Annotated in this window: 11 protein-coding genes and 1 tRNA gene; 4 read left to right on the forward strand and 8 right to left on the reverse strand. The window is 70.0% G+C overall.

What is annotated here, in order from left to right; translation table 11 throughout:
- The 6 genes from ASG00_RS16795 to ASG00_RS03830 all read right to left on the reverse strand — a co-directional run.
- The coding region (locus ASG00_RS16795) for an AMP-binding protein (protein WP_235559122.1) at positions 1-496 on the reverse strand (496 nt) is incomplete at its 3' end.
- Positions 493-1,617 carry a branched-chain amino acid ABC transporter permease gene (locus ASG00_RS03810; RefSeq protein ID WP_056207008.1) on the reverse strand — a complete coding sequence of 375 codons (1,125 nt, stop codon included), beginning with the start codon at positions 1,615-1,617 and terminating at the stop codon, positions 493-495. The genes ASG00_RS03810 and ASG00_RS16795, both read right to left, overlap by 4 nt.
- Entirely contained in the window at positions 1,614-2,489 is an 876-nt protein-coding gene (locus tag ASG00_RS03815; protein ID WP_056207010.1) for a branched-chain amino acid ABC transporter permease, read from the reverse strand. The genes ASG00_RS03810 and ASG00_RS03815 overlap by 4 nt, the downstream gene beginning before the upstream one ends.
- On the reverse strand, positions 2,486-3,205 hold the full coding sequence (locus ASG00_RS03820) for an ABC transporter ATP-binding protein (RefSeq protein ID WP_045248504.1): 720 nt from the start codon (positions 3,203-3,205) through the stop codon (positions 2,486-2,488). The genes ASG00_RS03815 and ASG00_RS03820 overlap by 4 nt, the downstream gene beginning before the upstream one ends.
- Entirely contained in the window at positions 3,202-3,966 is a 765-nt protein-coding gene (locus tag ASG00_RS03825; protein WP_056207012.1) for an ABC transporter ATP-binding protein, read from the reverse strand. Before ASG00_RS03825 ends, ASG00_RS03820 begins: the two co-directional genes overlap by 4 nt.
- A gap of 11 nt (positions 3,967-3,977) precedes the next feature.
- Positions 3,978-5,180 (reverse strand): substrate-binding domain-containing protein, encoded by a 1,203-nt coding sequence (locus tag ASG00_RS03830; RefSeq protein WP_056207014.1) that lies wholly within the window; start codon positions 5,178-5,180, stop codon positions 3,978-3,980.
- A gap of 158 nt (positions 5,181-5,338) precedes the next feature.
- Here ASG00_RS03830 and ASG00_RS03835 point away from each other — a divergent pair, with 158 nt between their 5' ends.
- Complete coding sequence (locus ASG00_RS03835) at positions 5,339-5,773, forward strand: MarR family winged helix-turn-helix transcriptional regulator (RefSeq protein ID WP_056207015.1); 435 nt, start codon at positions 5,339-5,341, stop codon at positions 5,771-5,773.
- Complete coding sequence (locus tag ASG00_RS03840) at positions 5,770-6,999, forward strand: MFS transporter (RefSeq protein ID WP_056207017.1); 1,230 nt, start codon at positions 5,770-5,772, stop codon at positions 6,997-6,999. The genes ASG00_RS03835 and ASG00_RS03840 overlap by 4 nt, the downstream gene beginning before the upstream one ends.
- A 9-nt stretch (positions 7,000-7,008) precedes the next feature.
- Here ASG00_RS03840 and ASG00_RS03845 read toward each other — a convergent pair whose 3' ends face one another.
- Together ASG00_RS03845 and ASG00_RS03850 are read right to left on the reverse strand one after the other, a co-directional pair.
- Positions 7,009-8,421, reverse strand: a complete 1,413-nt coding sequence (locus tag ASG00_RS03845) for an amidohydrolase family protein (RefSeq protein ID WP_056207018.1) — start codon at positions 8,419-8,421, stop codon at positions 7,009-7,011.
- 138 nt (positions 8,422-8,559) lie between these two features.
- Positions 8,560-8,632 (reverse strand) — tRNA-Lys (locus ASG00_RS03850).
- Positions 8,633-8,735: 103 nt separating this feature from the next.
- On the opposite strand from ASG00_RS03850, the gene ASG00_RS03855 reads away from it, so the two are divergent.
- Positions 8,736-9,587 (forward strand): inositol monophosphatase family protein, encoded by an 852-nt coding sequence (locus tag ASG00_RS03855; RefSeq protein ID WP_082483036.1) that lies wholly within the window; start codon positions 8,736-8,738, stop codon positions 9,585-9,587.
- The coding region (locus ASG00_RS03860; protein ID WP_162238341.1) for a hypothetical protein at positions 9,584-10,060 on the forward strand (477 nt) is incomplete at its 3' end. The genes ASG00_RS03855 and ASG00_RS03860, both read left to right, overlap by 4 nt.

The raw sequence follows: 10,060 nt of genomic DNA on the forward strand, positions 1-10,060 counted from the left end.
CCCCGCGGGGGCGCGGTGCGGCGCCGTGGTCGGGATGCCGCGGCGGCAACACCCGCTCGGAGGTGTGACCGCCGAGCACGGCGACGGGCGGCACCGTGTCCAGGTGCGTGCGTGCCTCGGCGACGAGCCCCGCGTACTCATCGTCGACGAGGAGCAGCTGCGGCCGCGCGCGTGCGATCAGGGCGGCGAGTTCACCGGCGGCTGCCCGCCACGACAGCGGAACGAATGCCGCGCCGACCGACGCGCAGCCGAAGAACGCCACGACATGGTCGATCGAGTTGCCCGACACGGTGGCGACGCGGTCGCCCGCACCGTAGCCCGCCGCACGCAACGCCTCGACGAACCCCGCGACGCGCTCGGCGAGCGTCGCGTAGTCGATGCGAACCCCTCGGTCATCGATCGCGGTGGACGCCGGCGACAGCCGCGCCCGGTCGCGCACCCAGCGCGCGACGGTGTGCGGCTCGTCGACGAGCGGTGTCAGGTCGAGGGCGTTCATACTCGCGCCTCGACGCGGTCCTCCGCAGCATCCAGCTCGGTCAGGGGCGTCGCGCGACGCGCCGAGCGTCGCCGCCGCGCAAGCTGGTCGACGGTGCCGGCGATCCCACCGGGCAGGAACATCACCACGATGATGAACAGTACGCCCAGCAGGAACAGCGGTTCGGAGAGCGGCACGCGCAGCACGTCGGGAAGGCCGGCGATCGCGTCGGTGCGGGCGAGCACTGTGAGGCGCTGGTCGAGGAGCGTGTAGACCACCCCGCCGATCACCGCTCCCCAGCGGAACCCGACACCGCCGAGCACGACCATCACGAGGATCGTGATCGTGAGGTCGGCCGACACCGCCCGCGGCTGAGTGCCCGACTGCAGGAGCATGTAGGCGACACCGGCGGCCGCGGCGCATCCGGCGGCGACGACGAACACCAGGAGTTTCGCGGTGTAGGGGCGCAGTCCGAGGATCTGCACCCTCTGATCGTTCTCGCGCGCTGCTCGCGCAAGGTGCCCGAGGCGCGAACTGTCGACCCAGAGCGCGACGAGATAGACGAGCACGACCACCACGAGGGCGATCCAGTAGAGGTTTCGGGTGTTCGCGACCCCGAGCAGTGCATCCGGAACCGAGCCGGTCGGGAGGGCGAGTCCCTCTTCGCCTCCGGTGACCTCCTGGTTGCGGCGCACGAGCACGGAGCCTGCCTGGGCGAATGCCAGCGTCACCATCGCGAACGGGATGCCGGTCACCCGCATGCTGATCGCGCCGGTGAGCGCCGCGATCGCGAGGCCGCCGATCAGGGCGATCAGCACGCCCGGCCACAGCGGCACACCGGCGTACTGCAGCACGATGCCGAGGCCGTACGCCCCCGCCCCGAAGTAGAGGGCGTGCCCGAAGGAGAGCAGTCCCGCGGTGCCGAGCAGCATGTTGTACGACAGCGCGAGAGCGGCGAAGACCATGCACAGGGCCATGAGCTGCAGACTGCCCGCCGTGTAGGTGGGCCCGGGGAGGATGCCGGGGATCGACAGGTCGAGCAGGGGCAGCACGGCGAGCACAGCGACGAGGACGACGCCGACGATCGCCGGCACGAGTGCGCGCCGCACCGGGCGGGGCTGCGAGATGGATGCCGCGGTCATGCCGCCCTCCCGAGGAGTCCGCGCGGGCGCACCAGCAGCACGACCGCGAGCAGCACGACCACGATGAAGTCGCCGGTGCCGCCGAGGAAGAAGTTCGAGAACTGCTGCAGCACAGCGACGATCACCGACGCGATCGCCGCGCCCGCGAGCGAGCCGAGGCCGCCGATGACCGTGACGATGAACGCGAAGATGAGCAGAGTCTGCCCGAGCTGAGCCGAGACATATCCGGTGTACTGCGCCGCGAGCACGCCGCCGATGCCGGCAGCCGCCCCGCCGATGGCGAAGACGAGGGTGAACGAGCGACGGACGTCGATGCCGAGCGCGGTCACCATCTGCCGGTTCTCGACGCCGGCGCGGATGATCATGCCGTACCGCGTGCGCCGCAGGAACACGACGAGTGCGGCGAGCACGAGCGCGGCGGCGAGCATCAGCACCCAGTAGGTGTTCGGGATGCGCGCTCCCAGCACGTCGGTCGTCTGCACGAGCCACTCGGGACCCTTGATGTAGATCGGATCGGTTCCCCAGATGCCCTCGAACAGGGCGACGGCGGCGAACGAGAGCCCGACGGTCACCAGCACCTGTTCGATGTGACGTTCGTAGAGGGGGCGGATCAGCGCCAACTCGGTGACCGCCGCGAACACGGCGCCGACGACAGCGCCCGCCAGGATCGAGAGCAGGAAGCCACCCCAGGACGAGGTGTCCATGCGGCGCGCGACCTCCCAGCCGACCAGCGCGCTGAGCGTCAGGAAGGCTCCGTGGGCGAAGTTCAGCACGTGCATGAGCCCGTAGATGAGGCTGAGGCCCGAGGCGATGAGGAAGTAGAGGGCGCCGAGGCCGACGCCCGTGATCAGGACGAGCACGAGGGAGCTCATGCGGTCACCTCCGCATGCACTCCGAGCAGCCGTCGCGTGAGGTCGGGGTCGTCGAGGATGCCGGCGGCGGTGCCGGTGTGCACCACGCGCCCGCCACTGATGACGATCGCGGGTCCGGCGAGCCGGCGCACCACCTCGAGGTTCTGCTCGACGAGCAGGATGGGCACCGTGCGCGCCGCCTCTGCGAGGGCATCCGCCACTTCTGTCACGATCTTCGGCGCGAGCCCCTTGGTCGGCTCGTCGACCAGCAGGATGCGGTTGTCGTTGAGCAGTGCCCGGGCGACCGAGACCATCTGCTGCTGTCCGCCCGAGAGCGTGCCGGCGGCCTGATTGCGGCGTGCGACGAGGTCGGGGAACAGCTCGGCGACGAACTCGCGGCGCGGGTTGCGCTGCCGCTCTGCAAGGGCGAGGTTCTCGGCCACCGTGAGGCCGGCGAAGACCTCTCGGTCCTCGGGCACGTACCCCACACCCCGCTGCACGATGCGATGGGTGGAGAGCCCGTCGATCCGCTCCCCCGCGAGCGTCACCTGCCCACGGCGGGAGATCAGCCCGAGGATCGCACGCAGCGTCGAGGTCTTGCCGACGCCGTTGCGGCCGAGTACCGCGGTGATGCCGGTCGCGGGCACCGAGAACGAGACATCCTCGACGACCTGTTGGCCGCCGATCGTCGCCCGCAGGTTCGCGACCTCGAGGATCGATTCGGATGCCGCGCTCATGCCGCCGTCCCCAGGTAGGCCTGCTGCACGACCGGGTTCGCCATGATCTCGGCGGGGTCGTCGAAGGCGATGATGCTGCCGAAGTACATGACGGCGACCTTGTCGACGAAGCCGAGGAGCACGTCGATGTGGTGCTCGACCATGAGCACGGTGCAGTTCTTCTCGCTCTGCATGCGGCGGATGGTGTCGACGAGGCCCGGCACGTCACCGGACCCGACGCCGGCCATGGGCTCGTCGAGGAGCACCACGTCGGCGTCGGTTGCGAGCAGCACGGCGATCTCGAGTTTGCGCTTGTCGCCGTGCGAGATGTCGCCGGCGAAGGCGTCGAGCTTGTGGTCGAGACCGACCTCCTCGAGCGCGGCGTGTGCGCGGCGGGTCGCGGCATCCGCTCGCCCGGGGAAGCGCAGCAGCGAGTAGCTGCCGCCGAGCTGAGCCTGGGCGGCCAGGCGCACGTTCTCGAGAACGCTCAGCCGCGGGAACAGACTCGAGGTCTGGAAGGTGCGCCCCAGCCCCGCCCGCGCTCGGCGCGGGACCGACGTGCGCGTGACGTCGGAGCCGTGGAGGCGGATGGAGCCGGACGTGGGCTTGACGAGTCCGGACACGGCGTTGAACAGGGTGGTCTTCCCTGCTCCGTTGGGGCCGATGACCCCGACGGAGGAGCCGGCCGGGACCGTGAGGTCCACGTCCTTCAGGATCGTCGCGCCACCGATCTGCCGGCCGAGGCCGGCGATCTCGAGGGCGGGCGGGGTGGAGCTGGACATGCGGCCTCCGGCTACTTCATCGTCACGGGTGCGGGGGCGACATCCGCGCCCTTGACCGTGTCGACCAGCTGGGGCGTGAACGACGAGCCGTTCGCGACGAGCTTCACCTGGTACATGTCCTGGATCAGGGCGTGGTCGGCGGCGCGCACGGTGTTGCTCCCCTTCGGACCGTCGAAGGTGTAGCCCTCGAGCGACGAGATCATCTGATCGACGTCCCCCTTGCCCTGTTGGATGGCGTGCACGATCATCAGCGCCGCGTTGAAGCCGTCGGGGCTGAACAGATCGGGCGTGCCGCCGGCCTGCGTGATGAGGTCGATCATCTTGGTGTTCACGTCGTTCGACGGGGCGCCCGGGAAGTAGTGGTTCAGGAACTTGATCTTCGTGGACGCATCGCCGTAGGCGTTGAACGTGGACGAATCGCCGAGCCCGGTGACGACCGGGATCTGGTCGAGCACGCCCTGCTGGCTGAGCGCCTGCCACATCGCACCGGTGGTGGCGCCGGCCCACGCGACGAAGACGAGGTCGGGCTTGGCACTGAGCACCTGTTGGGCGAACGGGGTGAACTCGGTCACGTCCTCGGCGACGAGCACGGGCGTCACGGTCGCGCCCTTGGCCCCGAGGATCGCCTTGACGGCGGCGACGTTGCCCTGCCCGAACGCGTTGTTCTGAGCGAAGACGACGACGTTCTTGCCGCTGATGTCGGGCAGGAACGTGCCGGCGGTGGCGACGTCCTGCGCGCTCTCACGGCCGGAGCGGAACGTGTACTTGTTGGCGCCGGTGATGGCATCGGTGGCCGCGGGACCCGAGATGAACAGCACCTTGTTCTGTGCGGCTTGGTCGGCGAGCTTGAGCGCCACGCCCGACGAGGCCGAGCCCGCGAGGATGTTGACGCCTTGACCGATCAGATCCTTCGCCGCGGTGACGGCGGTGTCGGGGTTGCCCGCGTCATCCCGGTAGTCGACGGTGATCTTGGTGCCGTCGATCGTGTTCGTGCCGCCGGTCGCGTAGTTCAGGCCGGCCTTGAAGCCGTCCAGGTACTGCTTGCCGTAGCCCGCGAGGGCTCCGGTCTCGCTCGTGATCACGCCGACGGTGACCTCCGACGGACCCGAGGCGGTGCTGCCTGCCCCGGCGCCGGTTCCGGGGGCGCATGCGCTGAGGCCGATGGCGGCGCTCGCGATCACCGCCCCGAGGAGCAACTTCTTCGTAACTCGCATGTGATTGCCTTTCACCCTTGGAAGGACTTCCTGAAAGCTGATTCAGGTATTGCGAGACTAAGAAGTCGGATGCCGCGATGTCAAGGCGGTGCGCGTGAAGCTCCGCCGATCCCCTCGGGGGTCAATCGCATTACATACTCGGGGTATATACTTCCGGTATGACTCGCACCAAGGATATCGAGAGGATCGTGACCGCCGCCCACGCGCTCACGCGCATCGCCGCCGTCCGCACCGGCAGCGAGGTGCCGGCCGCGCAGTGGCGCATGCTCAGTGCGCTGAACGGAGAGGGCGCGCTCCGCGTCGGCGCGCTCGCGCAGTTCGCGCGCACGCCGCAGCCCGTCGTCACCCGCCTCGTCGGCCAGCTGGTCGACGAGGGCCTCGTGACCCGCGCCGGCGACCCGGAGGACTCGCGCGCGACCGTCGTCGACCTCACCGCCGACGGCCGTGCGGCGCTCGATCGCTGGCGTGCCGACCTCGTCGCGGCGATCGAACCGCTGTTCACCGACCTCGCCGACGACGAGTGGGAGACCCTCCGTCGCGCCTCGCAGATCCTCGCCGATCGCACGGCCGTCTCGCCGGCTGTGGCCCGATGAGCGGCGGGGGCACCGGGGCATCCGTTCTGCGTCAGCCGCTGCAGGTGTGGGCGGTCGCCGTCGCCTGCGTGGTCGCGTTCATGGGTATCGGCCTGGTCGACCCCATCCTCCCGGCGATCGCCGAGTCCCTGCAGGCGACACCGGTGCAGACCGAGCTGCTGTTCACGAGCTATCTGCTCGTGACCGCTCTCGCGATGCTCGTCACGAGCTGGATCTCGAGCCGCATCGGAGCGAAGGCGACCCTGCTGATCGGTCTCGCGCTCATCGTGGTGTTCGCCCTTTTCGCCGGTCTCAGCGGGTCGGTCGAGGCGGTCATCGGCTTCCGGGCGGGCTGGGGCCTCGGCAACGCGCTCTTCATCTCGACCGCCCTCGCCACGATCGTGGGCGCTGCGGCCGGCGGCTCGGGGGCGGCCATCATGCTCTACGAGGCGGCGCTCGGCATCGGCATCGCTGTCGGCCCGCTGCTCGGCGGCCTGCTCGGCGAGGTGAGCTGGAAGTGGCCCTTCTTCGGTGTCTCGGTGCTGATGGCGGTGGCGTTCGTCGCGATCGCGATCCTGCTGCGCACCAAGGGTGAGAAGCGCACGCCAGTGGCGTTCTCGGCGCCGTTCCGGGCGCTCGGCAACCCGTCGCTGGCGATCCTCGCGGTCGCGGCGCTCTTCTACAACATCGGGTTCTTCACGCTGCTCGCCTTCTCGCCCTTCCCCTTGGGGTTCGGCGCGATGGGCATCGGGTTCACCTTCTTCGGGTGGGGCATCGCCGTCGCGATCACGAGCGTCTGGGTCGCACCCCTGATGCTCAAGCGGATGACCCGCAGCACCGCCATGCTCATCACACTGCCGCTCCTGGCGATCGACCTGGTCGTCGCGGGTGTGCTCGTGACCTCCCCCACCGCTCTGGTCGTGTGCATCATCGTGGGCGGTCTGATGCTGGGCATCATGAACACCGTGCTCACCGAGTCGGTGATGGAGGCGACCGATCTGCCGCGCGCGGTGGCGTCGTCGGCGTACTCCGCGGTGCGGTTCCTGGGCGGCGCCGCCGCTCCGCCGCTCGCCGCGTTCCTGTGGCACGCGGCGAACGCGTCGGTGCCCTACTGGGTCGCCGCGCTCGCGGTGCTGATCTCCGCCGGGGCGATCCTCGTCGGACGCCCGAAGCTCGCACGCATCGACGTGCGCGAGGCGGACGAGGCCGAAGAGGGCGCCGCGGTGCTCATCGGCGACGCCGCCTGATCCCCCCGATCACCACGCCAGGTCGGCCGCCAGCCCCGCACGGGCGGCGGCCGACCGCACGCGGTCGTGCAGTTCGAGCGACGCGGTCGCCGCGAGCGGGTGGGTGCTCACCCCGTCACGGGCGACGAGCCGGCCACCGACGTATACGTGGGTGAGGTTTCGCAGTCCGCACGCGAACGCGTAGTGGGCGAAGGGGTCCCAGACGGGTCCGGTGTCGGGATGCCGCGGGTCGACGATCACGAGGTCGGCGAACTTCCCCACCGCGAGCGATCCGATGCGGTCCCCCACACCCAGCGCCTCGGCACCGCCGAGCGTGTGCATGCGGATCATCTCGCGCGGCATGATGATCGCGGCATCCCGGTGCAGGGCACGCTGCGCGTACATGCCGATGCGCATGTTCTGGAAGGGGTCGGAGATGTCGGTGCACGACTGGTCGTCGAGGCCCACTCCGATCGGCATGCCCAGTTCGCGGTAGCGCGGGATGTCGGCGAAGCCCGAGGCGAGCCGGCCGTTGGAGGCGGGCTGCCACACCATGCCGGCGCCGCGCTCCGCGGCGGTGCGGGACATGTGCTCGTCGGGGTGCACGAAGTGGCCGAACAGGAAGCCGGGACGCAGCGCTCCCGAGCGCTCGTACCAGTCGAACTTCTCGCGCTGCTGGTCGAGCGCCTCGCTCGTCTCGAGGAAGTGCGCCTGGTTGCTCACCCCGTGGGCGTCCATCATCGCCGCCTCGTGCGCGGCCGTCTCGGGACTGTCACTCCACTGCTGCGCGCCGAACACCGAGCCGCCGAGGTCGAGTTCGCGCGGGATGGCGGTGCGCACGTAGTCCATCGCATCGGCGAACACCCCGTGCGCACGATCGGCGCTTTGCAGCTCGGAGTCGATGCGCACCGCGTTGACCATGCGCAGGTTCGCGTCGGCGCCGGCATCCACCTGCCGGTAGACGTACTCGGGGCCGAGCTCGGCGAGGATGACGCGGCTGTCGCTCGCCGCGTCGTAGCGGCTGTGGAACCGCGACGAGAGGAAGTTGTAGGCCGAGGTGACGCCGTTGACGAGGAAGTCGAGGCTGCCGTGGAGCGTCATCCAGTACACGTCGTCGGCGTCGGTTCCCGACATGAACTGCGCCTGCACGCCGACCCAGCCGTAGAGCGGGTCTCCGGGGGTCATGCCCCGCATGCCGGACGTGAAGATGTGGCTGTGTGCCGACACGAAACCGGGAGCGACGAAGGCGCCGGCGGCATCCACCACCTCGGCGGCGGTGAGGGCGTCTGCCGGGGCGTCACCCACCCCGAGGCCGGAGATGCGCCCGTCGACACCGACCGAGATCCAGCCGCGGAACCAGTCCTCGCCGTCGACCATCGAGAGGATGACGGCATCGGTGATCGTGAGCAGCGGGCGGGGAGCGGATGCAGCAGAATCGGGCATGCCGCCAGCATTCCGCGCCCGGGAGACACGGCCGTTTCCCTCGTGTTTCCGGCAGATGTGCGCAGTGCCGCCCTGTGACCGTGGGGGCAATGACGAAGGGCCTCGGCCACGCTGTCGCGTGCCGAGGCCCTTCTGCGGTGCACCCCCTGGGACTCGAACCCAGAACCCACTGATTAAGAGTCAGTTGCTCTGCCGATTGAGCTAGAGGTGCATGGTTCGCGCTGCGAAAGCTCGCGGTCGAACCGAGGGTCAACGTTATCATCCCGCGTCCCGCGCCGCGAATCGGGCCGAGAACCGCCGGATAGGCTGGAGCCATGACCGCCGCGCCCGTGACTCCCGACGCCGCCGACGCCCGGGATGCCGCGGCATCCGGTCTCTTCGCCGCCGATCTGGCGCTCGCGCTGCGCCTCGCGGACGCGGCCGACGCCGTCACGATGGCGCGCTTCGACGCCGCCGACCTCGAGATCGATGTGAAGCCCGATGCGACGCACGTGACGGAGGCCGACCTCGCGACCGAGCGGGCGATCCGGGCGATCCTCGGCAGTGAGCGCCCCGACGACGGCATCTTCGGCGAAGAGTACGGAGCCGAAGGATCGACCCACCGCCAATGGATCATCGACCCCATCGACGGCACCGCGAACTACCTCAAGGGAATCCCGATGTGGGCGACGCTCATCGCCCTGGCCGTCGACGGCGTGCCCCAGGTCGGCGTCGTCAGCCAGCCCGCCCTCGGGCGCCGCTGGTGGGGCGCGACCGGATCGGGCGCGTGGACGGCGACCGACGCCGGACCGCGTCGCCTCGGCGTCTCGTCGGTCGACACGCTCGCCGAGGCGAGCATCAGCTTCCAGAGCATTCAGCAGTGGGACGAGGTCGGGCGCCTCGACCAGCTCGTCGCCCTCACCCGTACCGTGTGGCGTGACCGAGGCTACGGCGACGCGTGGCCGTACATGCTGCTCGCCGAGGGCCGGCTCGAGTTCGTCGCCGAGTTCGGAGTGAAGGAGTACGACATCGCCCCGATGTTCCCGATCATCGCCGAGGCCGGCGGACGCGTCACCGCGATCGACGGCAGCGCGTCGCTCTCGGACCGATCGGTGCTGGCCACCAACGGTGCACTGCACGACGCGTTCCTCGGCGCCGTCGCCCGAGCCGAAGGGACCGCCCCGTGACCCGACGTGCCACGATGCTGACCGCGTCGGCGCTCGCGCTCGTCGCCCTTACGGGATGCACGGCGACCGCGAGCCCCGCGCCGTCGAATCCTGTCACCTCGACCCCTGCCGCGACCGGCACGGCCAGCGCAACCCCCGTGCCGACGGGTACCGCCACCGCCGCCGCGGCAACATGTGACGGCATCCTCGACCCGAGCGTCGTGAAGAGTCTGTCCGATCAGGGCTGGACCTTCCGCCAGGAGTCGTTCCGCGCAGGGTCCACAGTGCTCACCGGTGGCCTGCAGTGCGTCTGGGGCGACTACTCGATCGCCAGCGATCACGTGCAGATCTACGGTTGGGCGCCGATCTCCGCCGAGCAAGCGGCGAGCGTGCGCACCGACCTGCTCGCCCAGGGCTTCCGCGCCGTCGAGGACAGCCGCGGCTCGTACCTCACCGAGAACGCGAACACCGCCATCGCGACGGATGCGGACGGG

Source organism: Microbacterium sp. Leaf351 (genome assembly GCF_001423825.1).
Lineage (GTDB): Bacteria > Actinomycetota > Actinomycetes > Actinomycetales > Microbacteriaceae > Microbacterium > Microbacterium ginsengisoli.